The 26,018-nt window shown below is 61.4% G+C and carries 22 protein-coding genes and 2 pseudogenes; 8 read left to right on the forward strand and 16 right to left on the reverse strand.

Going from position 1 to position 26,018, the window contains the following annotated elements:
• Positions 1–74 precede the first annotated feature (74 nt).
• A complete protein-coding gene (locus AB4Z38_RS18655) occupies positions 75–1,865 on the forward strand; it encodes an FAD-dependent oxidoreductase (RefSeq protein WP_441431092.1) in 1,791 nt (596 codons plus the stop codon).
• 71 nt (positions 1,866–1,936) lie between these two features.
• Here AB4Z38_RS18655 and AB4Z38_RS18660 read toward each other — a convergent pair whose 3' ends face one another.
• The 3 genes from AB4Z38_RS18660 to AB4Z38_RS18670 form a co-directional block, all read right to left on the reverse strand.
• Entirely contained in the window at positions 1,937–2,761 is an 825-nt protein-coding gene (locus tag AB4Z38_RS18660) for an enoyl-CoA hydratase/isomerase family protein (RefSeq protein WP_441431093.1), read from the reverse strand.
• Between the two features lie 494 nt (positions 2,762–3,255).
• Positions 3,256–3,714, reverse strand: coding sequence for a winged helix-turn-helix transcriptional regulator (locus AB4Z38_RS18665; protein WP_441431094.1), 459 nt, complete (start codon positions 3,712–3,714; stop codon positions 3,256–3,258).
• Positions 3,715–4,331: 617 nt separating this feature from the next.
• Positions 4,332–4,820 carry an Lrp/AsnC family transcriptional regulator gene (locus tag AB4Z38_RS18670; RefSeq protein ID WP_441431095.1) on the reverse strand — a complete coding sequence of 163 codons (489 nt, stop codon included), beginning with the start codon at positions 4,818–4,820 and terminating at the stop codon, positions 4,332–4,334.
• 170 nt (positions 4,821–4,990) lie between these two features.
• Here AB4Z38_RS18670 and AB4Z38_RS18675 point away from each other — a divergent pair, with 170 nt between their 5' ends.
• The 3 genes from AB4Z38_RS18675 to AB4Z38_RS18685 are packed head-to-tail and all read left to right on the forward strand — an operon-like array spanning position 4,991 to position 7,112.
• The gene (locus AB4Z38_RS18675) at positions 4,991–6,139 is read left to right on the forward strand and encodes a histidinol-phosphate transaminase (protein WP_441431096.1); all 1,149 of its coding nucleotides are present in this window, start codon (positions 4,991–4,993) and stop codon (positions 6,137–6,139) included.
• Positions 6,136–6,849 (forward strand): thiamine pyrophosphate-binding protein, encoded by a 714-nt coding sequence (locus AB4Z38_RS18680; protein WP_441431097.1) that lies wholly within the window; start codon positions 6,136–6,138, stop codon positions 6,847–6,849. Before AB4Z38_RS18675 ends, AB4Z38_RS18680 begins: the two co-directional genes overlap by 4 nt.
• Entirely contained in the window at positions 6,786–7,112 is a 327-nt protein-coding gene (locus AB4Z38_RS18685; RefSeq protein ID WP_441431098.1) for a thiamine pyrophosphate-dependent enzyme, read from the forward strand. Before AB4Z38_RS18680 ends, AB4Z38_RS18685 begins: the two co-directional genes overlap by 64 nt.
• 296 nt (positions 7,113–7,408) lie before the next feature.
• On the opposite strand, the gene AB4Z38_RS18690 is transcribed toward AB4Z38_RS18685, so the two are convergent.
• From AB4Z38_RS18690 to AB4Z38_RS18740, 11 genes are all read right to left on the reverse strand, one after another.
• The gene (locus AB4Z38_RS18690) at positions 7,409–9,379 is read right to left on the reverse strand and encodes an amidohydrolase family protein (RefSeq protein ID WP_441431099.1); all 1,971 of its coding nucleotides are present in this window, start codon (positions 9,377–9,379) and stop codon (positions 7,409–7,411) included.
• Positions 9,376–10,464, reverse strand: a complete 1,089-nt coding sequence (locus AB4Z38_RS18695; RefSeq protein ID WP_441431100.1) for an aminotransferase class V-fold PLP-dependent enzyme — start codon at positions 10,462–10,464, stop codon at positions 9,376–9,378. The genes AB4Z38_RS18690 and AB4Z38_RS18695 overlap by 4 nt, the downstream gene beginning before the upstream one ends.
• The gene (locus tag AB4Z38_RS18700; protein WP_441431101.1) at positions 10,454–11,884 is read right to left on the reverse strand and encodes a S10 family serine carboxypeptidase-like protein; all 1,431 of its coding nucleotides are present in this window, start codon (positions 11,882–11,884) and stop codon (positions 10,454–10,456) included. Before AB4Z38_RS18700 ends, AB4Z38_RS18695 begins: the two co-directional genes overlap by 11 nt.
• A gap of 33 nt (positions 11,885–11,917) precedes the next feature.
• Positions 11,918–13,402, reverse strand: a complete 1,485-nt coding sequence (locus AB4Z38_RS18705; protein ID WP_441431102.1) for a S10 family serine carboxypeptidase-like protein — start codon at positions 13,400–13,402, stop codon at positions 11,918–11,920.
• 295 nt (positions 13,403–13,697) lie between these two features.
• Positions 13,698–14,435 (reverse strand): helix-turn-helix transcriptional regulator, encoded by a 738-nt coding sequence (locus AB4Z38_RS18710; protein ID WP_441431103.1) that lies wholly within the window; start codon positions 14,433–14,435, stop codon positions 13,698–13,700.
• A 9-nt stretch (positions 14,436–14,444) separates the two neighbouring features.
• Positions 14,445–14,873, reverse strand: coding sequence for a RidA family protein (locus AB4Z38_RS18715; protein WP_441431104.1), 429 nt, complete (start codon positions 14,871–14,873; stop codon positions 14,445–14,447).
• A 249-nt stretch (positions 14,874–15,122) separates the two neighbouring features.
• Positions 15,123–16,739 carry an ABC transporter substrate-binding protein gene (locus tag AB4Z38_RS18720; RefSeq protein ID WP_441431105.1) on the reverse strand — a complete coding sequence of 539 codons (1,617 nt, stop codon included), beginning with the start codon at positions 16,737–16,739 and terminating at the stop codon, positions 15,123–15,125.
• Positions 16,736–18,661 (reverse strand): dipeptide ABC transporter ATP-binding protein, encoded by a 1,926-nt coding sequence (locus AB4Z38_RS18725; protein ID WP_441431106.1) that lies wholly within the window; start codon positions 18,659–18,661, stop codon positions 16,736–16,738. Before AB4Z38_RS18725 ends, AB4Z38_RS18720 begins: the two co-directional genes overlap by 4 nt.
• Positions 18,658–19,524, reverse strand: coding sequence for an ABC transporter permease (locus AB4Z38_RS18730; RefSeq protein ID WP_441431107.1), 867 nt, complete (start codon positions 19,522–19,524; stop codon positions 18,658–18,660). The genes AB4Z38_RS18725 and AB4Z38_RS18730 overlap by 4 nt, the downstream gene beginning before the upstream one ends.
• Positions 19,524–20,489, reverse strand: coding sequence for an ABC transporter permease (locus AB4Z38_RS18735; protein ID WP_441431108.1), 966 nt, complete (start codon positions 20,487–20,489; stop codon positions 19,524–19,526). Before AB4Z38_RS18735 ends, AB4Z38_RS18730 begins: the two co-directional genes overlap by 1 nt.
• A 571-nt stretch (positions 20,490–21,060) precedes the next feature.
• Positions 21,061–21,210, reverse strand: coding sequence for a hypothetical protein (locus AB4Z38_RS18740; protein ID WP_441431109.1), 150 nt, complete (start codon positions 21,208–21,210; stop codon positions 21,061–21,063).
• A 390-nt stretch (positions 21,211–21,600) separates the two neighbouring features.
• Here AB4Z38_RS18740 and AB4Z38_RS18745 point away from each other — a divergent pair, with 390 nt between their 5' ends.
• The 4 genes and pseudogenes from AB4Z38_RS18745 to AB4Z38_RS18760 all read left to right on the forward strand — a co-directional run.
• Positions 21,601–22,395: an SDR family NAD(P)-dependent oxidoreductase gene (locus AB4Z38_RS18745; RefSeq protein ID WP_441431110.1), complete on the forward strand. Its 795-nt coding sequence runs from the start codon at positions 21,601–21,603 to the stop codon at positions 22,393–22,395.
• A gap of 243 nt (positions 22,396–22,638) precedes the next feature.
• Positions 22,639–22,941, forward strand: a complete 303-nt coding sequence (locus AB4Z38_RS18750; protein ID WP_441431113.1) for a TetR/AcrR family transcriptional regulator — start codon at positions 22,639–22,641, stop codon at positions 22,939–22,941.
• A pseudogene (locus tag AB4Z38_RS18755) lies at positions 22,935–23,174 on the forward strand (hypothetical protein); the annotation flags it as partial. The gene AB4Z38_RS18750 and the pseudogene AB4Z38_RS18755, both read left to right, overlap by 7 nt.
• Positions 23,173–23,694, forward strand: a pseudogene (locus tag AB4Z38_RS18760) (ATP-binding protein); the annotation flags it as partial. The pseudogenes AB4Z38_RS18755 and AB4Z38_RS18760, both read left to right, overlap by 2 nt.
• Positions 23,695–23,846: 152 nt before the next feature.
• On the opposite strand, the gene AB4Z38_RS18765 reads toward AB4Z38_RS18760, so the two are convergent.
• Together AB4Z38_RS18765 and AB4Z38_RS18770 are read right to left on the reverse strand one after the other, a co-directional pair.
• Positions 23,847–24,182 carry a hypothetical protein gene (locus AB4Z38_RS18765; RefSeq protein WP_441431111.1) on the reverse strand — a complete coding sequence of 112 codons (336 nt, stop codon included), beginning with the start codon at positions 24,180–24,182 and terminating at the stop codon, positions 23,847–23,849.
• Between the two features lie 1,144 nt (positions 24,183–25,326).
• Positions 25,327–25,527, reverse strand: a complete 201-nt coding sequence (locus tag AB4Z38_RS18770) for a hypothetical protein (RefSeq protein WP_441431112.1) — start codon at positions 25,525–25,527, stop codon at positions 25,327–25,329.
• Positions 25,528–26,018: the final 491 nt, after the last annotated feature.

The following is a 26,018-nucleotide window of genomic DNA, read 5'->3' on the forward strand; positions in this document are numbered from 1 at the left end:
GGCAGGTGCGTGCAGCCCAAAGGCGCGTTCCTGCCTCCAGCCCATCCCCGAGAACAACGATGAAGGCCAACCGAGTGAAGACCAGAACTGATGAATCAAGCGCAACCCCCGGCACCACCCAGGACTGCGATGTCCTGGTCATAGGCTCGGGCGCAGGCGGCCTGTCAGCAGCGGTCACGGCCGCGTACCACGGACTGAAAGTCATCGTCGTCGAAAAAGCGGACGTCTGCGGCGGTGCCACGTCTTGGTCCGGTGGCTGGGCGTGGACTCCAGGAAACCCCCTGGCCAAGGCCGCCGGAATCAACGAGGACCGGGAACTCTTCCGCACTTACCTGCGCCACCGCCTCGGCAAGAACTACAACGCGGAAAGGATCGAGGCCTTCCTTGAAGCAGTCCCCCACATGGTCGGCTTCTTCCATAACAAGACCAGCCTCCAATTCGTCCCCGGGGCCAAGATCAAAGACATCTATGGCCAGACCCCTGGCGCGGGTACCGGAAACCGCTCCGTGGCGCCCGAACCCCTCAATGCGCGCAACATCAAGCCCGAGCTACGGGCCAAGGCGCGCCACCAGCTCTATGAAACTTCATTCCTGGGCATGGGCATCATGGCCGGACCTGACCTGACAAAGTTCCTCTCCGCCTCCCAGGGCAACATTCAGGGCCTGCTCCATGCCATCTGGAGGGTAGGCCGCCATCTTCTGGACCTGCTCATCCACCGTCGCAACATGCAACTCGTCAACGGCACCGCGCTCACCGCCAGGCTCCTGAAATCAGCTGACGACCTAGGTGTGGACATCCGCGTCTCCACCCCGGCCAGACACCTCCTCACCGACGAGGCAGGAAAGGTGAGCGGCGCCGTCGCACATTCACCTGCCGGAAGCTACACTATCAACGCTTCCCGCGGCGTCGTGCTGGCCACCGGCGGCTTCCCCAACGACGTGGCCCGCCGCGCCGAACTCTTCCCCAAAACCCCCACCGGCGAGGAACACTGGACCCTGGCTCCCAAGGAAACCACCGGAGACGGCATAACGATGGCCCAAGCCATCGGGGCCAGCTTCGACACCAACGTCGAATCTGCCGCCGCCTGGTGCCCCGTCTCCCTGGTTCCCTACCGCAACGGCCGGACAGGAACATTCCCCCACATCATGGACCGCGCCAAACCAGGCAGCATCGGCGTGCTCCGCAACGGTAAACGATTCGTCAACGAAGCCAATGGCTACTACGACTACGTCGAAGGAATGCTCAAAGCCACCCCCGAGGGTGAACCGGTCGAAGCGTGGCAGATCGCCGACGCCGTATACGTCCGCAAGTTTCCTCTCGGCATGGCCAAACCGCTGCCCGTCCCGCTATTCCCCTATCTCCGCTCCGGCTATCTGAAAAAGGGCGACACCATCGAAGAACTAGCCACCGCCTGCGGCATCGACCCAACAGCGCTGGCACAAACCGTTGCCGACTTCAACGAAAACGCCCGCAACGGCATCGACCCCGACTTCGACCGGGGAACCACCGAATTCAACCGATACGGCGGAGACCCCAAGAACACCCCCAACCCATCCCTCCGGCCCCTGGAAAAGGGCCCCTTCTACGCCGTCAAAGTCCTCCCCGGGTCCTTCGGAACGTTCGCAGGCCTCGCCACCGACCCGCGCGCACGGGCCCTCGACAACGCCGGACAACCCATCAACGGACTCTACGTCGCCGGCAACGACCAAGCCTCAGTCATGGGCGGACACTACCCCGCCGGAGGCATCAACCTCGGCCCCGCCCTCACCTTCGGATACATCGCCGGACGCGACCTGGCCGGGGTCAGCGACTACGAAGACGACGGGTCGCCAGCATTTGCGAACGGCACCCGGACGTATAAGTAGCTGCATGCTTACGGGCCAAGTTCTCCGGCTCTGTCCCATTGCGGGGCCAAGGGAATGGGACGCTCCAGGCTTTAGAGTCTCTCGGCGACGTGTTTGCCGAGATCGAGTTCGATTCCCTGTGGCTGTTGCAGGCCGCGGTCGAAGAGGCTGCGAAGGTGATCCGCGTTTTCCGGACGCATGGCCGTACGCCTGAAGGCGGCCATGGCGGCAGCATAGTCCCCTGCAGGGATTGCTGTGGCTTCGTCAACGAATTTCTTCGCGCCGGCGATCCCAGCCTTGCTGAACCCGGCGATACGGCGAGCGAAGGCGTCAACAAAGTCGTCCAATTCGTCGTCGGGAAAAACTCGATTGACGTATCCGTATTCGGCCGCCAGCTGGGCAGTGAAGTCGTCTCCTCCCAGGATGATCTCCATGGCACGGCCTCGTCCCACCAACTCAGCCAATCGCCCCATCGGATTGCCGCCAGCTACCGCTCCGAAACCAATCTCGGGCTGTCCCAGAATGGCGTTGTTGCCGGCAAAGCGGATGTCCGTGTTCAAGACGAACTCACTTCCCGCGCCCCGGACACGGCTCTTAATGGCCGAGATAGTGACCACCGGAACCTTGCTGAGCCGCAGAAGGTTGTCCGAAAAAGGCAGGAGGCCGGTGGGACCTGGGGCAGTGGTGTAAATGCGTTGAATGTCGGACAGAAGGTCGAAGTGGGCCATGAAGAAGTCCGGGTTGGCGCTCTGAAACACCACGACGGTCACATGAGGGTCCTGCTCCATCCGGGTTATCAAATCGGCAAGCTGCTCGACGGTGTCTGGGTCGATCAGATTGATCGGGTCGTTCTCGAAGGTCACCCTCCAGTAGGACGGAGACACGGCATGGACCTGAAATTGCGTTTGGTTGCTCATAGGGCTGACTCTATTGTCTCTGAGTTGTAAAAGCCAAGTCAGGTTCTATCTAACTGTTCTCTGGCCCCCTCGTCGAGTGAGCGGGCAGGTCGAGGGGCACGCATCGGTGATGAGAGGGCGCCTCTGTCGCCGTGTTGCGTTGGTTGGCGCCGCAAGCTGGCGGTGGAGGCAAGGCAAGGCGGGTTCCTCCTGCAGTCCGCGAAGCCCCTCGGGCATCCTGACATGGAAAGAAGAAGCGTGAGGGGAGCCTTCGTGATGGTCCCGAACCTTCAAGATCCGCTTGCCCAGAGTTCACTGAAGCGCGGGACGTTCTCTGCGGACCGCCCCGACGAGCTCGGTCGATTGGCCGGGTCCGCGCGCTGCCGCATTCCCGGTACCGTTGCAGTCGTCTGGATGGTATCGGGAAATTGTTGCGGAGAGCCTTCAGGTCAGCCTCGCTCCTTCGAGGCCGGCCGTGGAGGCTGGCAGGAGCACACCTTGGAACGGAAGCTACGCTACTTCAGGCGGGGATGGGCCACGGTCGGGACCAGTGCGACGGATCTTTCGTCGACTTCGTTTCCGCTATCGTCGATAAACCCAATATGGACTGGACGTCCTGTGCCCTCGACCTGGCGCAAAAAACTTGGCCCGTCCGGCCAGGGGAGGTGCTTGTCGCCCCACTGTTGCAGGCCGAGCAGGACGACGAGGAGCTCCCTGCCAGCATCCGTGAGTGCATACGAAAAGCGAGCCCGCTCCCCCGGTTCTCTGTAGGGAACCTTCTGCATCACACCGTTTTCGACCAAGGTGTTCAGGCGTTCGGTGAGAACATCTGGTGCCACACCAAGCCCGCTCCGAAACTCCGAGAATCGGCTCGACCCCGTAGAGGCCTCACGCAGGATCAGAAATGTCCAGCGCCCGCCGAGCACTTCCAGGCTGCGGGCGATGGCGCAACTATTATTAGGAATCTTGCCCATGCCGCAAGCCTACTCTAAGTTGTTTATTCCAACTTCGGTGGCGTAGGTCGGGCTTCCTAGAGGGAGTTGCGATATGCAAATCCCAGCACAGCCTAAATTCCCCGCTCGTGCAGCACGGGGTTCCTGTCTTTACGAATTGCTTCCCAGTGCCAACCGGAAGTTATTCTGCCCGTTTGCAGGCCGCGTGCGGCTGATCAAGTTGGCGTCCTTTTCCTCCCGTGCTGTAGGTATATAAGTGCCGGAATTCCCGAACACGCAACGATCATTGCCTCGTAAAAAACCATGACAAGACAGTGGCTGGCGCCAGGTCACCGACCAACACCAGGGCCACGACGAATCCGCCGGTAAGACTGATGCTGGGCATGGCTATTGCTGTTGCGGAGATCCCAGCCCAACCTCATGCGATGAGGATCCGGCCGTAATTTCCAGGGAGTTGATCATTCCTACGCCCCAGGCAAACGTGCCCAGTATGGCGGCAAGCCGGGGGCCTGGCTGAGCAGGGGAAGATCGATGAAGCGTTCTGTAGGCCTCTCGGGTAGAACCTCACGTGGGGAGCAGGACCGCGCCGCTGCTTGAATGCACCCCAGTCATGACGGGGCAGGTTTCCATTCGTGAAATCAGGGAGAACCATCTTCGGCCGCCCTGCGCAGCAACTCAGTGAGTCGTAGCGGCATGACTTCGAGCAGAGAAATCGACGTGTTCGTCCGCAGCACTCCTGGCATCGTGAGCATCAGGTTGGTAATCCGGTGCAGGTCCGTCGTGTCACGGGCCACTACTCGCAGCAAAATATCGGCATTTCCCGTCGTTGAGTGGATCTCGATTATTTCCGGGATCTTCGACAACCCCGCCAACGCTTCCTCGCCTGTTCCCTGGCGGATGGACAGTTCCACGAAGGCGGTGAGGTCGTACCCGAGAGAGCGCGGGTCCAGACGGCGGCTGAAGGGTCGGAGCACGGGACTGTCCGTAAGTCTCCGCAAGCGAGCATGTACGGTGTTCCGGGCAACCCTGAGGAGTCCTGCCAAGGCCAGGATCGTCGCGGAAGGATCGTCATCAAGGGCCAGGATGATGCGGGCGTCCAGGGAGTCAAGTCGATACATGTAAAGCATTTTGGCAGGCTTTGCGGAAGTTATTGTGCACTTATCTCATTGAAATTCAAAGTGGTAGCGCATTCATCTCCTTTCTTGGGACGCTTGCGGGGAGCCTGGTACCGCAAGCGGCTATGCGCGCGTAGGTAGCGGGTATTGAAGCCCGGGCAACATCTAAAGAAGGACAAACGATGACACACGTCTCCAATGGTGGTGGCGCCCCCGAAGGCATTGAACCTGTCTTGCGCGAGGTTGTATCTGCACTTCCCAGCTATGTCGCGGGGCGTCGCGCGTCCACCGCCCTCGCCGCCGCTCTGGCGTCAAACGAGAGCCATGAGGCGCCATTGCCGTCCGTGCTACGGGTGGTTCGGGAAGCCAGCGATCGAATCAATCGCTATCCCGACATGGCAGCCGCGGAGCTTCGCGAGCACATCGCCGCCTTTCTTCATGTGCTGCCGGACGAGGTAGTCATCGGCCCGGGTAGTGTGGGCGTCCTGCAACAGCTACTGGCAGCTACATGCGGACCTGACGACGAAGTTGTCTTCGCCTGGCGGTCCTTCGAGGCGTATCCGATTCTTGTCAGTCTCTCCGGCGCCACGCCCGTCCCCGTTCCACTGGGAGCCGACGAAGGCCATGATCTCGATGCGATGCTCTCAGGGATAACCGACCGGACCAAGGCCGTTATCGTCTGCACGCCTAACAACCCGACGGGGGTGGCCATCGATCACAACACGCTGGAGCGCTTTATTGCAGCTGTGCCGCCTCACGTACTTGTCATAGTGGATGAGGCGTATGTCGAGTATGTTGATGCCGCAGACTCCGCGGACACCACGCGGTTCTTTCGAGCCCACGCCAATGTCTGCGTCCTGCGGACCTTTTCCAAGGCCTATGGGTTGGCCGGCTTACGCGTCGGGTTCGCCATTGCCCACTCTTCCCTGGCAGAAGGACTGCGCAGAGTAGCCCTTCCATTTGGCGTCAGCGCCTTGGCGCAACAGGCGGCCGCGGCTTCCCTGGACGCAGCAACCGAGATCCAACAGCGCGTCGACGCGGTAACGGCGGAACGCCGCCGTGTGCTTCAGATCCTTCGCGAGTCTGGGTGGGAGACCCCCGACAGCGAGGCAAATTTCATATGGCTGCGAACCGACGAGCGGCTGCGACTGAACCTGCTGGAAGCATTCGATCGCGCAGACGTGCTGGTTCGGTCCTACGCTGACGACGGCGTCCGAATCACCCTGGCCGATACGGCCACAAACGACCGGGTCCTCGCTGTGTTAGGCAGCAAGGACACTTTCGCCCAACGCTCATCATCAATTGTTCACGAAATGGATCCGGCAAAATGATCACCAACCCGGGCGCCATTCGCCCTACGGTTCCGGCAACGGTTTCCTCCGCAGTGGCTCAGGTCGTCGCCGCCCGTACCAACCATGTTTTTGGTCTCATGGGCAACGGAAACGCCCACCTTGTCAGCCACCTCACCGCCGCGGGATTCCCATTCACAAGCGCCAGGCACGAGTCTGCCACCGTGGCAATGGCTGACGCCTACTATCGGGCGACGGGACTGATCGGCGTGGCCACAACCACATATGGTGCGGGCTTCACGAATACATATACAGCGCTAGCCGAAGCCCGTTTGGCGCGGATCCCCCTCGTTCTTGTGGTGGGCGATGCTCCCAGCACCGGCTTACGGACATTCGACATAGACCAGGCAGGCGCTTCAGCCGCAGTCGGCGTCACTACGGTGACGGCTACCGCTGCTGATGCTCCTGCCATGACCCACCGTGCCTTCGACCTTGCGATGCGCAACTTCCAACCGGTAGTCCTCTCGATTCCGTACGACCTAGCCAACGCACCGCTTGCCGACGAACTTGCAAGTCCTCTCCCACTGCCTGAAAAGCCGGTCTGGGTTCCCACAGCCGAGGAACTCGACCGTGTGCCGCCAGGCCCGACCGCACAACCGTCTTCATTACAGGCGATGGCGGAGGCCTCATGGGCCTCGCCGATATGGAGACGTTCCTTCGAACCACCAAACGTGGCGTCATCGTCGTCTTGAACGACAGCGCGTATGGCGCCGAACTGCATCAATACGCATCAAAGGGTCTCGACCCCACCGCCATGCTGATCGATGAGGTCGACTTCGCGGCAATTGGCCGCGCAATGGGCAGCGACGGCATCAAGGTCAGATCCTTGTCCGATCTCGCCGTTCTCAGCGATTGGCTGGCCACCCACGAGCAGGGAGTCTTCGTGCTCGACGTCGCCATCTCCCAGAAAGTCATAGTCGAGTTCATGAGCGCCTCCCTTGCCGCGGCCCGGTAGAACGTTCACAACGCCCGGGTGCAGCACGCATGTTTGAGCGCCCGCGTCGGGCCATTCAATTTGGACCTGCGGCTGTAAACGCCCGTCTGCACCATGATTCCGACACGGAGCAGGCGCGCGCAGTTCATTCCGGACACCCGGGCCAGTACGCAACAGCACGGCCGGCAGGCAGACGCCAAGAAACATGATCTCGCTGCCGTGAGCAGTTGGCGCGGTCGGCACTTGCGACCGTTCCCCGTCCCAAGTGCCGACCGCGCCAACATCCTAAAAGTCAAAGCAAAGCAGGAAGTGATCGTCTATGGCTGCAAAAGCGTAAGGGCACGCACTGTGACCAGTTCAGGGGTATCGATGAACGGCTTGATACCCATGGCTTTGTAGATACTGGACGGAGATACCGCACGCCCGCCCAGAAGCGAAAGCGCCACGCGCCGCACCACGGAAACATCGACGGTAGGATCCCCTTCAACCACAATGAGGTCTGCTGCGTAGCCAACGCGGACATGACCGTGCGTGGCCCCTCGGCCCAGATGGGCCGCACACGCGGCAGTCGCCCTGTAGATTGCCTCGGCAGGAGTCATGCCTGCCAATACGTACAGTTCCAGTTCCCGATGAATCGGGAAGCCCGTGCCGTCATCTGTGCCGGGCCACAAGTCAATGCCAGACCGGTACAGAAGCCCAAGAATTTCCAGAAGCCGGGTGAAAGCAGCATCGTACTGTTCCAGGTCTGCCGGTTCGGTGAAGGGAACATAAGTGCGACGCCGTTGGCGCTGGTACGCGGGGGGCATGTGTTCAAGGAAGGGCTGATCGGCTTCAAGGGTGGTCCGTGCACGGCTGAGCATTAGTCGTTCGATGATGAATGCAGTCGTGTCGACGCCAATATTGTTCGAACGCAGCAGCTCGATCGAGGCCAGGACCCGCGGATCATCCAACGAAAGATCGGCGGCCCTCGCCAGCGCGGTCAGCCGCAAGGGCGTGCGGCTGTCCTCTCCTTCAGCGAGCAACCACCCCAGAGCGAGCTGGTTGAGGTGGGTTACTTCGTCGAAGCCATCAAGGACAGCCTGGTCGGCATTCGAAAACGCCGGAATGTGCCCAAGGACACGCATCCCAAGGCGGTGCGCCTCCGCGGCTGTGGCCGGTACCCATTCGGCCCGGATGGAGTTGTAAAGCTTAACCATGGTGTATCCGCGCTCCGCATACCAGCGCACCGCATCCACAGCTTCTTCGACACTCGACACAATCTTTCCAAAGCGCGCCGAGTATGGGCTGCGGCCTTCAATGAATCCCGCAGGGACGACGGACGGGCCTACCAAGTCGCCGGACTCGATCGCAGACACCAGCTCCTCAAGGCGTGCAGGGTCGTTGCCCATGTCACGGACTGTTGTTACACCGGCCGCCACATTGAGAAGGGCGTCCGCGCCCGCGATATGCGCGTGCATGTCGTGAAGTCCAGGCAGGACCGAGAGCCCGTGGCAGTCGATCACGTCGATGTCGGCAACGTCCACCGTTCCCGCCGGTGTTATCGACCGGATAATGCCGTTCTCAATCATCAGATCGGAGTTTGACCCCAATTTCCCGGCTTCGACGTCAAGTACGCGCACGTTTCGCATAAGCAGCGTGTTGCGGTCGCTTAGCCGCGCTCCTGCGCTCACCCGTCGGAGACGTTCTGTGGCCAGTTGTTCCCGGAGCCGGCGCAACTCCGGTGCGTGCTCAATCAACCGCGGTGAAAGAACGAGCATCAGTTCGTCCATTGCTCCTGCAACGGCGTCATCCGCTCCCAAAAGGACGTATTTGGGGTGAAGGGTAGCCCCCGAGAGTTCAACCACCCGGACATCCACGTCGTCCACGTGCCGGACGACGTTTGCGGTGCCCTGCCCTGAGGGGAAGAGGGCTATGGTGCCGCCGGCGGCGAGTGCTGCCTGGGTTAGGAGGATCCAGGACCAAGCAGTCTCGTCCGCGGGGACGTAAACCCCGGGACCGGTCCTGGTTGTCTGGCCTTCGTCTGCTTGACTGGTCCAGCTGACTCGTTCGCCGGAGATGGCGAACGACTCATCGACCGTACCGCCCATGAGGGACGTCCCCCGAATATGCCATCGAGTCTGCATCCCGGTCTGGTCCTGCCAGATCTGCTCGTGGAGCTTTGCTCCGCGTCCGTTGTCATCCACAAGCCAGTGGACGTCGAAGAACGTACCCTGATCCGTCAGGGCACGTTCGACTGACATCGAACCGATGCTTTCCTCGTTTGATACCAGCGTGTAAGTGTCGCTCATGCGAAGGATCCTTCCGAGATTCCAAATTCTTCAATGTGTGTCCTTATGGTGCCGATGAGCTTGTCCAGCTCTTCGTCGGCAGTCATGAAAGACGGAGAGATGCGTACGCGGCCTGCGCGTGCAGCGACGACAACCCCGCGCTCGGCCAGGGCAGCGACTATTGTTTCCGGGTCGCTGGCGCCGATACTGAGAATGCCGGCCCCCTCGATGACATCTGTCAGGCCGTAACCGCGAACAGCTGCGGAGATCCGGGAGCGGCGCTCGGCGATGGCCCGGTACGTCTCCCCAAGGCCGACCTCGCGACGGACCAAGGCACCTGCAGCCAGTGATGCAGCACCGGAGATATTGAGATGACCCGTCGACAGTCCCCCGCTGGTGTTGTTGTAGCCTCGCAGCCCATTCACCGCACGTTCATCGAAGCACTTGGACCGCGCCACGGCGGCAATCCCGAAACCCGCGAGCTGCCACTTGTATCCGGTGGCTACGTATACGTCCGCCCACGACGCGTCGACGGCCAGGGCCCCGGCGGCTTGAGACCCGTCGACGACCAGCAGGGCATCGACGTCATCACATGCTGCGGCCAGCCTTTCCAGATCAACGGCTTCCCCGGTGTCCGCGTGGACGTGAGTGACGCTGACGACCTCCGTCCCGGGGCGAATCTCGTCCAGGATCGCCTCGGTGCGGTTCCCGCCAGCAACGCGCTGGACTTGTTCGACTATGACGCCCTTGAGTGCCTGGAACGGGAGGATGCTTTGGGGAAAGTCGCCCTTCTCGACCAGGACGGTCGATCCCGGCCCCAGTCCGAGCGCTCGAGCCGTGGCATTCAGCGCCTCGCCGGCGCTGGACATGAACTCAATCTGGGACTCTGCAACTTGCCATTCTGCGGCAATCAACTGCGGCGCGGTGGAGGCCAGTCGGTGGGCACGGCGAAACCCGACCGTGCCTTGTCCTAGGTTCAGCAGCACCTCCTCAACCGCTTCGCGGACTGCCGTGGGAACGGGCCCAATGGATGCGTTGTCCAGGTACGCGGTCTCGCGCGGCGGGAATGCTGGCCTATTTCCTGCAGCCCTTGAGTCATTGGGCATTGAGGAATGTCCGGATATCTGCTGAGAGTGCCTTCCGCGGTTCGTCCCCGATGTACGGCATGTGTCCCGACTCGTACTGGCGCACGACGACCTGGCTCGGGTCGTAACTGATATGGTCAGCTGCGATCTGTGCCGACTCAACGGGGGTGACGAAGTCGTAGACCCCCGATGCGAAGAGCATCCGGAAGTCGGAGTCCAAGTCTACGACCCGTCGTAGGGAATCGGCGGGGTCGTTCGGCAGCCACGTTCCTGGACCGTGGCCCCAATCCCATTGGCCGTTCACGTTGGCGAAATCGATTATGCGGTAGTCGGCTAGGTCTGTGACCCCGGCGCGCCGCAAAAGCTCGCGGGAGGCCCAGGCAAAGGACTGGGTATAGCGGCCCATGGCGCTGTCATCGGCTACGGGATCTGCCGGGGGAGAGAATGGTGGTGTCCCTGTCCTGGGTGGCGCAGCGAACCGGGAATCATAGGCGCCCGCTTGTAAGCCACGTTCGGCAAGTACCTGTCCGGTGTATTCCGATGGCTCCACCCTGAGGTCGTGTGCTGCGATCCAGGCAGCCGGAAGACCGATGAAACTTGACATGACGTGGGCCGCCTTTGTCTTCTCCTGCTCATCCAGCCGGCGCCCGCGATCGTAGAGCGGGACGAGCTCCTCCCGGGCGAATTTGGAGGCCGACGCGACATGTTCGGGGAGACTTCCAATCTTCTCTATGGCCCCGTGGAACCAGGCGGTTGCGGCCATGGTGGGGAACGACGATATAAAGCGGGTATCACCAGACATGCGCCCGCTCAGATCGAAGGCGCCGCCGATGAGTATCGCTCCCGAAAAGGCCGTGCCGTGCATTTCTCCGCCGATAGTGGGTCCGCCCAAGGACCGCGAAAGGATGGTCGCTACTCGGACTGAACCGTAGCTTTCGCCAAGCAGGTAAAGAGGCGAGCCGTCTCTGTCCTGGCGTGAACACCAGCTTCGGATTATGGCCAGCGCAGCGTCCGCATCCTGGGTGACGCCCAGGAAGTCGGCGCGCGCGTCCTCGGGAACCCTGGTCAGTCCTGTCCCTGGGGGGTCCACGAGCACGACGTCGGCTGTCTCCAACAGATGTTCGGTATTCGGTACAAGCCGGAAGGGACCATGGACCGGTGGTTCGGTCGGTGAGGGTAAATCGATGCGGAACGGCGCGAGGAGGCCTGATCCGAGAAATCCAGAGGACGAACCAGGTCCACCGTTGAAAGCGAAAATGACGGGCCTGCGTGGGGAAGCGTCCGTCCCAGCACGTTTGTAGGTTGTAGTAACTGCATCCGCTGCCGCACCGCTGGGTCCCCGAAGCGTCCAGCGTTCAACAATTATATCGACATGCAGGTCGCCGATGGTTTCGGAGAGAGGTTCGGCAAGTGGTTTAACGCTGGTGATGACGTGAGGCATAGGAATGGCCTTTCCTGTGGTCCGCTGTGGGTGTCATAGAGGGAGCTTTTCCGCTGGGTGCTGGTCGAGAGTGCCGGCGTGGCCGTCCGCGAATTCCAGATCCCCCGTGATCAGTTCACGGACGTCATTGGCCAGGTCAAGCGCACATTGCGGGTCCGTGTACATCATGTGGCCTGCGGCGTAGGTCCGCCGGGTGACGCGACCCGCGGGAAGGTCTGCGGTGGCCAGGAGCATGTCGGCCGCCCCGATGGTAGTCAGCGTGTCGTAGAGTCCTGTCGCCAGAAGCAGGCGTGAACCTGCCTGCCGTCTCATCCAGCGCGTCAGTGCCCCCGCGTGGTCGAATCTGCCGAACGGTCCTCCCTTGGAATCAAGTTCATCCAGGGCCCAGTTCCAGCCCCGAGCTGTGCCAGGATCTACCTGGAGATAGTCCCGGTCCGTGTTTATCTTAAGCACCTCATGGAAGATTCGGTGAAGGGCTGCCTGGAATGCAGGTGAGTAAGCGGAAGAGTCAGGGTCGATTCGGTGATCGCCGCGGTCAGCGTCCCAGCTGCGTGTGGTGTAGCGGGCGTCGTATTTTCCGAGGATGAGGCCACTTTCGCGGAGGAGTTCCGTGCGGAAGGCCTCCTTGGTGATCCGGAGCCGACGGCGTGTCCATTCGACCGCTGGGAGCCCGGTCAGCTTCTCAAGCTGGTTGGCCAGCAGGGAGCGTTCGGTTTCCGGGAAGGTGGGCCAAGTCAGGAGTGCATGGGCGTATGGGCCTCGGGCGAAGTCAGCGGCCGCGGTGACTGCCACCTGGAGGTTCGGCGCGTCAACACGTCCGTGGTACCAGCCGGCCGCGGCCAGCAGCTCGAGGTTGGCGATGTACCCCATGGCGTTTCCTGGTCGTTGGGCGGTGTCCATGACGTTCAGGGCCTGCCCAAGAAGGGCTACCCCATGCACGCTGACGGGTTCGCTTCGTGACTGCAGCTCATCGGCGAGGACCGCGGCACGCAGGGTGCCGTAACTCTCCCCGAGAACAAATACCGGGCAACCAAGCCTGTTCTCACGACGCAACCACTCGTGAACGATTGCCGCGAAGGACTGGACATCGGTTGAGGTCCCGAGGATACGTTGCGGGTCCACGCCGTCGGCCCTGCGCCCAAACCCGGCACCGACCGGGTCGATGAACAGGACGTCGGCCACCGGAAGCACCGAAACCGTGGATTCCTGAAGCACGGGACGGATGGGAAGCACGTCGCAGCCTGGCTCAGGAGCGGCGAGAGTGTAGGCGGCAAGACCGCTCAGGTGCAGCCAGCTGCTGGCCGACCCGGGGCCGCCGTTGAACGCAACAAGCAACGGGCGCGCGGAGCCGTTCTGGTCATCATCGTCGTCCAGGACGTACGAGAAGGTTGAGGCGTCACCAATGGTTCCTCTGTCATCAATGACGCTGATGAGGTCCGAATAAACGTGCACCGGACGGTCCACACCTTTGATCGTCAGCGTTGCCGTGCCGAAGCGTTGTATATGGCGAGCTTGCATGGGTATGTTCCTTTCGTGTGCCCACGGCCGCTTGCGCGGCCCAGGGCGGATTCTTTCCAGCGCTTGGCGAGGTTGAGCGGATTCCGGTAAAACGCGTTTGTGCCCGCACCCACGTCCCGGGGGTGCGAGACATACCGCAGTACAGACTGGACCAGAGGATCCCGGGTTGGCTGCGCGAAAGAGTTCCTTCTCCATCTCCCTGGGATAATTTGTGACGATTCCGGCTGTTCCCACCTCGTGGAAGGAAGCCCCGGGCGCGCACGTAGCTCCTAGTCGAGTTCTTCGAAGTTGACTGTCACTGAGTTTCGCTTTGAGCGATCTCGTTCAGATAGTTGTAGATCGTGTAGCGGGTGACATCGAGCGCCTTAGCGCTGAGGTCCACGGCCTCGCGCAACTCGTAGAATCCTCGTAGCTTCAGCGCACGAACGATCGCGATTTTGTGTTTTTTCTTCATGAGTTCAACAGGGATTCCAGTGGCCGTTAGCTCTTCGCGCAGAATCCCCTCAGACAGTGACTCGGCGGACGACGCGAAAGTCTCAATGGTGCTGTGATGCCCATTGTTTCCAAGGCGGAGGGGGGTTATCGCGGTTAGTTGCGCCAGTGCCTCGCTGGCGCGGATAAGATCGTCGACATCTGAGTTGACGCAGAGCGCAACAACTGCTCTACCACTCGGGGCGCGAACGAAGGAGCTCGTGGACCGCAGAACCTTTCCCTCGTACTCCGATGCGTATCCAACGACGTCTTCGGCGCGTTGGCTGGCCATCAGAATCAGGCTCAGGTCGGTAGGCGGGCCTCCGACCTGTCGGCCGGTTATTGACTGAGCTATGGCCACAATGGAGGCTGGCATCCGTGTGAGGTCGTGCACCAGAACTTCCACTCGCGGGCCCAAGTGCTGAGCGAGTGCGTAAATGACCTGGCCAAGAACAGTAGACGCCAGGTGAGCATATGCGCGTTCGTCGTCTGTAAACGTTTGGCCAGTTTCGGGATACTCATGAGGCATGACTCCATCATGAATCAAATGAACGTTCTCCACTGAACTTTCCTATCTCCTCGACGAATCGCGTCCCCTGGGGTCTGATTGATGCCCAATATGAGCTTGGCAAGTGATCTCAAGACGAAGCCCGAAGGGCAGCGACGCCACCGCGACGGTAGTTCGCGCGGGCGGGACGGTGCTTCCGAAATACTCCCGCCATGCCGCGTTGAACTCGATCAGATCGTCGATGTCCACAAGGTAACAGGTAGCAGTGACGAGATCGCTGAGTTTGGCACCGATGCTGCGAAGATTCGTTTCGATATTCCGGAGGGTCTGGTGGGTTTCTTCCTTAATTCCGCCATGGACGACTTCGCCGGACAAATCGAGACCACCCTGTCCGGAGAGGTAGACGGCCTCACCCACGCGCACGACACTTGTGTAGGGCCCGCGGGGCTTGACGGTCTCAGGAGATTCAGTGGGCTGGATGGGTGCACCCATAAGTTTGTTTGTTCCTTTCGATGGTTTGCCGGCGAGTCCCTGCCGGCTGAAGCTAATGAGTGGCGCCAGTTGCACCACCGACACCCGGGCGGGGCGCCTGCGCAGCTGGCTCCCTGCGGGGTGACCTCCTTGGGACGAAGTAGTCTTTTCGAGAGGCGGCGTTTGCCGCCACCGCCTCTCGAAAAGACCTAGGCGTCGCGCCCATTGAGGACTTGGCCAGGAAGTGATTCCTCTGGTTGGCGCCTGTCGCTAGGACCTTGCCCTCACGTGTCGCAGCCAGAGGCCGTTCTGTAGCTCCCGGTAGTCCATTCCACCGGTGGAGGATGCGTATCCGTTGCCCACGGTGGTCACCGAGTTCTGGGCGGCCAGCGGAATGTAGGGAACCTGATCGGCGATCTGCGACAAGAGGGTCTTTGCTGCAGCCCATCGTTCTGCGTTGGGGCCGGGCGAGTTCACTACCGGCAGTGCCTGCTCGACCTCGGGTGTGGTCCAGTTCGCGATGTTCAGCCTCTGCGGGCCGATGTTCTTCTGGCCCACGAGGGCGCCCATGAGAGAGGTTGGGTCAGGGACCGTGGCTGTGAAATCGAAGGCCAGCATCAGGCCTGTGAGCTGGTGCTGGTAAAACTCGCCTCCCCATGCCGTGAGCGTCACCGACTTGAGGTCGACGGTGATGCCGATTTGCTTGAGGTTCTGCTGGAGGGAGAGTGCGAGGAGTTTCGTGGCCGGGCTCGAGTCGATGTATTCGATGGTGGTGCTGAAGCCTTTGGGGTGGGAGGACTGGGTAAGTTCCGCCTTGGCCTTTTCGAGGTCGAATGCGTACTGCGGCAGCGAGTTCACGAAGTCTTCGGCCGGTTGTGTTCCGCCGGCGACACCCGCGAGATTGGCCGGGGGCAGGAGCGCCTTGAGCTGGGTAGCCTCGCCTCCCCAGGCTGCCTTGATCAATCCCTGCACGTCCGTTGCGTGGGCGATCGCCTTGCGGACGTGAATGTCGTCAAACGGTGCCTTGCTCACATCCATTCCAATGAGGTTCTCCGCCGGAGACGGCGCAGAGTAGACAGTGGCTCCCGGGATGGCGCGCCACTGTCCGATAGTCTTCGGATCCGCGACCGTGGCAGCGTTGACGGAGCCAGAGCGCATGGCCAGCTGTGCGCTGTTGTCATCCGAGACGATCTGATAGGTCAGTTGCTTGATCTTGGGCTTCTCGCCCCAGTAGTCTTCCCGCCGGGTAAGCGTGATTGCCGATGACGAGGTCGTTGTGACGGTGTAGGACCCGGTGCCAACCGGAATGGCTTTGTCGGTGCCCAGATCAGCCTTGTGGGCTTCGGCGAACTTCTTCTGCTGGATCAAGAACTGGGAGATGAATGCCCGGGCGTTGGGGCGGGGATTCTTGAGCTTCACCGTGACCTCCAGCGGGCCCGTGGCTGTGGCCCCCACAAATGCACCGCTGAGGTTGGATGCTGTCTGCGCCGGCGGGGTGGCTGCGTGGGTGATGCTCCAGGCGACGTCATCCGCAGTGAGGGGCTGGCCGTCGGAGAATGTGATTTCGGGTCGCAGCTCGTACACGATCGTGTTCGAGTCCGGCTGTGTCACTTTTGCGGCGAGGCCTAGGGTGTACTTGCCGTCGCTGGAGAGATATTCGAGCGGCTCGGTGACGGATGACATCACCTGATCCGTCGCGGAAGGAAGATTGCTATTTGTCTCGTCAAAGCTGGGCGGGGCTGCGCTGATGGCGAAGGTGAAGCTGGGAATGTCCGCGTCCGACAGGGGCGCATTGCTGGACGCCGTGGGGCCGGATGAGCAGGCTGCAATCGTGCAGCAGAGGGCAAGTGAGCCGCCTAGGGCGGTCACGGTCTTGCGGTACTTCATCGGATGATGTTCCTCTCGGGGGTAGCGGCGGAGAATGAAAGTCGTTGGGATTCGGAAGGGTGGCCCGGCTCAGCGCGTTGTTCCCGGGACAAGTTCATGCCGGGGACAGAAGCGACGAGGCTCTTGGTGTACTCGTGCTGCGGGAAGTCAAGGAGCTGGGCCGTCGGGGCCGCCTCGACGATTTCTCCGCGGCGCAGGACGATGGCCCGGTCGGTCATCTGGCGCACAACCGAAAGGTCGTGGGTTATGAAGAGCATGCTCGTCGAGTAGCGCCTCCGCACGTCACGGAGAAGTTCGAGGATCTGGGCCTGCACGGAGACGTCGAGCGCAGCGACGGGTTCATCGCAAATCAGGAGCTTCGGTCCGACCGCCAGCGCACGGGCGATGGCGATGCGCTGGCGTTCGCCGCCGGACAACGCTGACGGCAACCGGCCCGCATAGGATCGAGGCAGTCCGACAAGATCAAGCAGTTCGTCCACCGTTCCCGGACGATCTCTGCTCCCGTCTCCGGCCGTGATTGCCTCTCGGAGCGCCGCCCCGATGCTGAGGGAAGGGTTCAGCGATGCGTAGGGATCCTGGAAGACGATCTGTACGAGCTGCCGCACTCGGCCCCGCTGCTCTCGGCTGAGCTTGCGGTAGTCGGTGATATCGGCCCCGTCCAGGCTGATCGATCCTGTGCTCGGCGTGACCAGGCCCAGGATGCAGCGAGCCAAAGTCGTTTTACCGGATCCCGTCTCTCCGAGGAGGCCCAAGGACTCGCCTTCGGCGATCTCGAACGAAGCCTGATGTACGGCTATGTTGTCTTTTGAGCGTCCGAGAAGCGAATGTGTGCGGTACCTCTTGCTCACGTCGGCGACACGCAGGAGCGGGCGGCCGGCAGCGAGGGCCGGAGGTTGCCCAGGAGTTCGGGTGGCCGACCGGACTGCCCGCATCTCGCTCTGGATCTGCTCGGTCCGGAGGCAGGCGGAAAGGTGGATGCCAAGGGCGCCGGTTCCCCGGATCTCGGCAAGTGGAGGTGCAGAGGCCACGCATTCGTCTCTTCTCCACCGGCACCGGTCCGCGAAAGCGCAGGTGTCTTGGACTGCTTCCGCCCGCGGAACACTGCCCGGGACGAAGTCGAGGGAGTCCTGGTAGTGGGCAACGGGGGGCTCCGCCACCATCAGGCCAAGCGAGTACGGATGCTTGGGGTCAGTGGAGAGAGACTTCGCCGGCGCATTCTCCAGGACCGTTCCCGCGTACATGACCATGACGCGGTCGCACATCGAAAAGGCGACGCGCAGGTCGTGGGTGATCAGCACCAACGCCATTCCCCGGTCCTTTTGGAGCTTGCGAAGCAGATCCAGAACCTGGGCTTGGGTTGTGGCGTCCAAAGCAGTGGTGGGCTCGTCCGCTACGAGGAGTTCAGGGTCTCGTGCCAGAGCGGCTGCAATGGCGACCCGCTGTCGCATGCCGCCGGAGAGCTGGAAGGGGTATCGGCCGGCCACTTCGGGTCCAAGGCCGACTTCGGCGAGCCGTCGCACAACCTCGGTCTTAGCGAATGCACGATCGCGGCGGACGGAGGGATCCAGGGATTCGTACAAGTGTTCCCTGACGGTCTGCAATGGGTTGAGGGATGTGAAGGGATCTTGAAGTACCATGGCGAAGCGGTTGGCCCTCAGTGGCCGGAGGAATGATTCTGAGCGTCCCAGCAGCGAGACGTTGTCGAAGACCACCTCTCCGCGGGCTTCCAGCCCTTCGGCCAGAGCGGAACTTATGGCGCGGGCTGTGAGGGTCTTCCCGCTGCCGGACTCTCCGACGATGCCCAGTGTTTCCCCGGCGCCAAGCTCCAAGCTCACTCCTCGGACAAGGCTGCGGCCCTCCGAGGTGATGATCCGGAGGTTCTTGACCGCCAGGAGTGGCGTCTTTGGCTCAATACTTGTCATCGTTGTTCACCTCGCTTGGTGTAGTGGTCGTAGACCCAGTCGCCGATGAGCGTGACGCTGGTTGCCGTGAGGACGATCATCAGACCGGGTGCCAGTGAGGCCCAGGGGTTGACGGCCAGCACGCTTCGTCCGTCTTGGAGGAGCGAGCCCCAGTCCGGGGTGCCCGCAGGCGCGCCCAGTCCGAGGAAGGAAAGCCCCGAGAGCCCGAGGAGTGCGCCTACGAAGTCCAACAGGAACGTGGCCAGAATCGTCGGGACGATATTCGGCAGGATGTGCCCGAACATGACCCGGCCCGAGGACAGGCCGAGGGTGCGCGCGGCTTCAACGTAAGGAAGGCTTGCCTGCACGACGGCGGCGCTGCGGCACATGCGGATTTCGCCTGGTATAGAGAGCAGCAGCAGCACCGCGACGGCCATCCAGTAACCGCCGCCGATGATGCCCACCACGACCACCACGACGAGCATGCCCGGCAGCGCATACATGAGGTCGGCAAACCGGCTGAGGAGGGAGTCGACAATGCCGCCCTTCCAACCTGCCAAGAGGCCCAGCGTGGCGCCGATAAGCACAGTCCCGAAAGCAATGACTAGCGGACCGAGAACTGCTGTTTGGGCACCGGCGATCAACAGAGAGAGTACATCCCGGCCGGACGAGTCAGTGCCGAGGAGGTGCCCCTGCGTGGGCCCGCTCGAGGCATTAAAGAGGTCCTGCTGGGACGGATCGTAGGGAGTGAGCCACTGCCCGGCGACAATCATGATCAACACGCAAAGGGCGATGACAGCGGAAAGGACCACCAGAACTGGCACCCTTGGGCGGCCCGTGGCAGCTCGCGGTGCCGACTGCGGAACGGCTATCACGTCAGTCATCAGGCACCGCCCTTCATGGAGAAACGAGTGCGAGGATCCACCATCAACCCGATCAAATCGATTCCGAGGTTCACCACGATGACCAGCGATCCAAGCACAAGCACCGCACCTTGGACGACGGGAAGGTCTTTGTTTGTCACCGCAGTCAGTAGCAGAGATCCGATGCCGGGGAGGGAGAAGATTTGCTCGATGAACAGCGCCCCTGACAGGGCGGCGACGAGAACGATGCCCAGGCTGGTCAAGACCGGCATCGCCGCGTTGCGCAGGGCGTACCGGACGAGGATACGCATGGGGCTGAGCCCCCGCAGCCTCGCGAATGCCACGTAATCCTGCTGCATGACGGTGAGCATCGCGGCACGCGTCTGCCGGACGACGATTGCTGAGAGCACTATCGCCAGGGCGACCGCCGGCAACGTCAGGTGGTAGATCCTCCCTGCAAACCCGTCTCCGGCTCCGAAGATCGGGAACCACCCCAAGGCGACGCCGAAGACGTAGAGCAGGAAGATGGACACCACGAAGGACGGAGCGCTGATACCTACTGTTGCGGCGAGCGTCACCCCGCGGTCGGCCGCTCGGCCACGGCGGATTGCCGCGAGCATCCCCAGGGGCACTGCAACGAGCAGGACGAAGACCAGGCCGTAGGCTGCCAGCTGCATGGTCAGGCCCATCCGATCACCAACGATCTGGGTTACCGGCGCGTCCGTCTGCACTGCAATGGACCGGCCCAGGTCCATGGAGACGATCTGGCCAAGCCACTTGGCGTACTGAACGATGAACGGATCCCCGAGGTTGTACTTTGCCGTGAGCGCTTCCACCAGACCCGGAGTCGCTGGCCGCGTCCCCAGGAGAACCTGGATCTGGGAGCCTGGGCTAATACTCAGCAGCGTGAAAGTCAGGAAACTCAGCGCCAGAAGCAGGACGATGCCCGCTCCGAGCCGCCGCAGAACCAATAGTGCGATCATCATGGCGCACCACGACGTGATCCGCCTTGGATATGCATATGCATAGAAACCTATCCAAAAGTTGAACGTGATCTCCACCACGTGTTCATATAATCAACATACTGTCGCACAAATTTGTGGCGAGTGGAAGCCTTCAACAGCATCTTTTCTCGTAATGGGTCGGGTGCGCCTAGGGCCACTGCCGCACCATCCCCAATACTGATCAAGTATTCATGACCCCTCCCGCGCGCCGAGTTGTTAGTTTTTCGGCGCGGAGTGGGGCCTAGGGTTCGATGGCGCGCTCTCGCAACAATCAGTCGGCGGGGGCTTTGCGGGAACGCACAAAGCATCAACGTGGGTGCAAGAAAATTTCAACACTAGTCAACATACTATTGAAAAGGTGCGAGCATTTCGGTCGTGAGCAGCTATAGTTGGGGTCGACGTAGTACTCAGGAAAAATCGGGCGGATATCGCTGACCCGGCCTTGGAGGACCATCGGTACAGCGGTTGGCGCTAAGCGAGTGATTGTGGCCGGGGGTCTTCGGGGGTAGGAACCGACTACGCCCGAACGGGGCCGTGCCCGGCGTAGTCCGGGTCAGCTGTCGGTGTCGGCTAGGGCGCGGTACAGCGAGGCGACTGAGGGGTGGTGGCCAGCGTTCTTGCCGGTTTTGATGGTCAGCTTCTTCACGATGTCGGGCATCGGTGTTCCCTTGTCGCGGAGCGCGAGGGCGAGGGCGAAGAGCACGTCGTCCTACTTCAAAGCGCGCAAGGTCGCCCTGTACCGCACCGAAAGCAGGGACTGGGCCGGCCGCTGGTGGACGAACATGACGTGGGAACATGTTCGTACCTGGAAACTGCTCTGAGTGAAACATGGCATTGTCCACAGGGCCAGCCAGTCGCCCCAAGGTTCCGGAGGTTCAGCCAGCCGTCAGCTCCGTATCCGCCGCATCAGGAATATCCCGGCTCCGGAAGCGCACGATCTCCAGTTCGGCCATGTCGAGCAGCCGGCGCCCGCCCGTGAGCTCGAACCGGGCAGACCAGCTGACGGGCCAGACAATCTCCGTCAGCGGCGGCTACGCGATGCCGTAAGTCGGCGCCCTCCACCCCTCACTGCCCAACTGCCCCGAAAGGTACAATGCCGAATTCAGATAACCCCCGGCCCAAAGATCTCCCCGAATGCGGTGTTCTCATCACCGGAGGAACCTCAGGAGTCGGTCTGGCCACGGCATTGGAGTTCGCTGCCGCCGGCGTCCCCAGAATAGCGATCGCCGGCCGCGACCCTGGACGCGGGGCAGCCGCTGCCGCCAGGGTACGTGACGTGGGCGCGGAGTGCACCTTTTATGCGACCGACGCAACCGATACTACCGCCGCCGCGCGGACCGCAGAGGCAGCAGCCGGCTTCCTGGGCGGCGGGATCGACATTTTCGTCAATACCACAGCGCCCAGGGTCAGGCCCACCCCGTTCTCGAAGGTCGCTGCGGATGATATTGAAGGTTTACTCACCGAGCTCATCCTCCCGCCGATGCGTATGGCGCATGCCGTACTGCCAACGATGCGGCAGCAACGCAGCGGCGTCATCATCAACATGGCCTCTGATGCTTCCAAGACCGCCACACCCGGGGAAGCGCTCATCGGGGCGGCCATGGCTGCCATTGTGATGTTCACGCGGACCCTGGCAATTGAGGAAAAGCGGTACGGTATCCGGGCCAACGTGGTCACCCCGTCCCTGATCAGCGGGACCGGCCTGACCGACTACTTGCTCGATGACGGGTTCAGCGGAAAGCTCTTCGCTGCAGCTAGCGCGAAGGCGGACCTCGGCGTGCCCGATGCCGGCGACGTGGCGTCGCTCATCGTCTTTCTTGCCGGTCCGGGCGCGAGCCGCCTGACCGGGCAGGCCATCAGCGTCAACGGCGGCATCTCGGCATCGTGAGTCCTGGCGGCGCACAGGCTGCTTCAAATTGACGGCGATTTCCAAGTCCTGAATCATGACACTCGCAAGTGCACGTCGAATCTGATCGACGGGTTGATCCACTGGGAGTCGAAGCGTCTTATGAATACTTCACCCGAGGGCAACGCCGCCGCGCCGAAGCGAGAGCGGGCTCCGTACGACCGGGAGACGGTCCTGGCGATCGCCGTCGCGCTTTTCAACGAGCGTGGGTACGAGGCGACGTCGATGGGTATCCTGGCGGAAAAGCTGGGAATCAGTAAGACCGCCATCTACCATCACGTGGACAGCAAGGAGCAGCTGTTCGAGCTCGCGCTCGACATAGCGCTGGGCAGCCTGGAAACGGTGCTGACGCGGATCGAAAACTCCCATGGCGGCCCACAGGAAAAACTTGAGTACGCCATCCGCGGATCCATCCAGGTGGTCTGCTATAAACTCCAGTTCGTGACCCTGCTGCTTCGGGTGAGGGGCAACACGGACATCGAGCACGGGAGAGTCGCCACGACTTCGACCGCACGCTCTCCGCAGTGATCCGGGTTGACTCTGAAGAGGAGGTTATCCGCCCGGATCTCGACCCCAAGCTTGTCTCACGTCTCCTGTTCGGCATTATCAATTCCCTCGTGGAATTGTACGACCCGGAGGGCAGCTACTCCGCCGAGAACCTCGCCGAAACCGTAATCGCGCTCCTGTTCCGGACCCCCAGGCTGCCTGAAACCCCAAAAAGCCTGAACCAGTCAGAGGTGGCGCTGGCTGACTTGGCATAACGTCAGCCCCGCCACGATCCATACCCTCGCTCAGGGCGACTGGATCCGCCGCGGAGATCCGCTCTGCCTGATCGGGGATTCCAGAACCGGCAAATCCCACCTACTCATAGGGCTCGGCACGGCCGCGGCCGAGAAAGGATTCCGGGTCAAATTCACCCTTGCCACGAAGCTCGTAAACGAACTCGTCGAAGCAGCGGACGATAAACAACTCGTCCGCACCATCGCCCGCTACGGAAGGGTCGATTTGTTATTGATTGATGAACTCGGCTACATGGAACTAGACCGCCGTGGAGCCGAACTTCTCTTCCAAGTCCTAACCGAACGTGAGGAAAAAGCCTCCGTGGCCATCGCCTCGAACTCCAGCTTCGCCGACTGGACCAGGACCTTCACAGACCCGCGTCTCTGCGCCCCGATCGTGGACCGACTCACCTTCAAAGGCACGATACTCGAGACCGGCACAACCTCATACCGGCTCAACCACACCCGCAACCTCAACCCATCCGGGGCCGAACAACTTTGAAAAACCCGGGCCACCTGCATTGACAGAATCAGAAAATGTCGGTTCGCCCAACACCGCTTTGAGGCTGTCAGCGGTGCAGCGCACGGAACGGCCACAGATTTAAGTAGGTGTGGTGCCCTGGCAGCCGGTAAGGCTCCACACCTACCCTTGCGTCAGAGTTGGAATGTCATTTCGGCATTCTCGGATTTGAGGGTGAGCGGAGAGCTTAGATCGAACTGGCCAGCTGAGGGGAAAGCCAGGTCGAGGATTCCTCCGAACGGTCCCTCCGAAATCGAGCTGCCATGCTCTTTCATCAGCGTCGTGCCGTGCGCATCTGTGAGCGTAAATTGCTCATGCGCCGCTGCAAGAGTTGTCTCAGCCCTATGCTTGGATGGAATTCGGGCCGCCGACCTGAGGCGAATGAGGGGATGGGTCTCCGTAGTCTCCAAGGTCTGGACCGTGAGGTCTATGCCGCTCTGACTGATGACGGTCAATTTGCGCGTGAACATGACTAGATCCTAGATGTCGAGGTAGGCGGCATCCCAGTACTGCGACCCATTGAAGTCCAACCATGCATCAACTTCGATGTGATTGCCCGGAGGTGGGCAGGGGCTCTGGTTGGTTCGTGTCGACAGATACGAATCATTGGAACTTGCACTCCACAGTCGTACCAAGTGCCGTAGTTCCATGCGATCTCACAGGTTAGAGTCTTGTCGCCGTACGGCATGGAAGACGCTTCCGTGAAGTAATTCAGCCACTGTCCGTCGTTACTCAAGTATAGGAAGGCGCTCAGATCGCCACCGAGGACTGAGGTATTTGGTGTTACTGACCCGCTGCCGCTGGATTTCCCCTTGCCTGTGGTATTCGCGGGTGTGCCGGATTTTTTCATGTCTGGGTGGGCGCACCGGGTGCTTGGCCATGGTGGCAGCCTGCTGTTTGGTCAGTGGGTTCCCGGCCGCGTCGGTGCTGCTGTTGTAGGATACGCCCGGGCAGACCGCCACGATTCCATCCCCTGAAGAATTTGTCGGGGCTGATGGCCCTCCGGCGGCATGTGCCGGAGCCACCGTTGCTGATCCGATTAGCGCGAGACCGGTTACCGCACTGTTTGGAATCTCACATTCACGCCGCGGATGCTGTGAGATTCCGATCTAGTTGACCCATTCCGCATAGCTGGACCCTGCTATTGCGGGGAAGTTTGGATCACCTCAAAAAACCGTTGTTCCAACCTAGTTGACCCTTTTCCAAAGAGACGGCCGACACCATTGGACCGTTCTTGCCTGCCCGTGCTATCGGGCCGCTCTCGCTGGTGACGTATCCCCGGTAATCATGGGATTACGCGGACGGATGGACATTCGCGAAAATGGAAAGCTCTCCTCTCATTTAGATCGCCACTTATCCAAATAATGAGGCCGTCGCTTGTCTTGGACTCGACTGTCCCGACAAAGTCCCGGGTACTCGGCCCTCGAAGTGACACGACGTCGCCGGGACTGAGACTCGTCCAAATCAACGGCGGGTGTCCTCTTCATGAGGCTGTTCTTATACGAGATACGGGTCGCATTGCGGCTCGGTCACGAAACTGTCCTTTCGGCGCTTCCAAGACAGGGCCGCGGTGTGCTTAAAGGGGATGTCTGAGACACGCATGCCAGCTCTGAGTCAGAGCAAATCGAGTTCAAGGGTGAGGCCGAACGGAACGTCGGAGCTGAGGGCGACCTCGAAAGTAGCGTGATCGACCCCGGTCACGAGAATGCCGCAATCTGAAGCATCCCTACGGAGCAGATCAGAGGTCCGCTCAAGTTGATGGTCCCTTGATGCGCGGTCCTCAACTTTGATCGTGATCTTTGACATTGTCGACATCGCGGCTCTCCTATACTGTCAACTCAGGGTTATGCGAAAACCTAAAAAATACTCTGCCCGGGGGGCGTCCTCGGGTGCGCCGTGGCGGTGGCGGCTGACAGAGAGGGACATCGCCTTCGGCGGCGTAGTGCTGCGTCGCCGGAAATAAGTGGACATGTCGGGTCTTACGGGAGTCCGTAGTCGCTTGTCCGGCGACGGCCCGCAGCGGGGCCGGCCGCTTCCTGCACGTATCCACGCCGGCCTCGCCACACTCCAGCCAAGCACCCGACGCGACTGAACGGCTGGGGTTATCGCTAGTCGGCCTATCCGCCCGATTTTCGGCGAGTACTACGGCGGCCCCCTGGCTCCCGTGAGTTCAGCGAAACTGAGGGTTCCTCGGTGGGAACCCGAGGGTCCGTTCCGCTCTGGACCAGGGATCGACCCGTGGGTTCGGCTCAACCCGTAGTGGGGGTGGCTCACCCTTCAGGCTTTTCCCGCACACATATGGAGCA

It is taken from the genome of Arthrobacter sp. 2RAF6 (assembly GCF_052115205.1).
Taxonomy (GTDB): Bacteria; Actinomycetota; Actinomycetes; order Actinomycetales; family Micrococcaceae; genus Arthrobacter.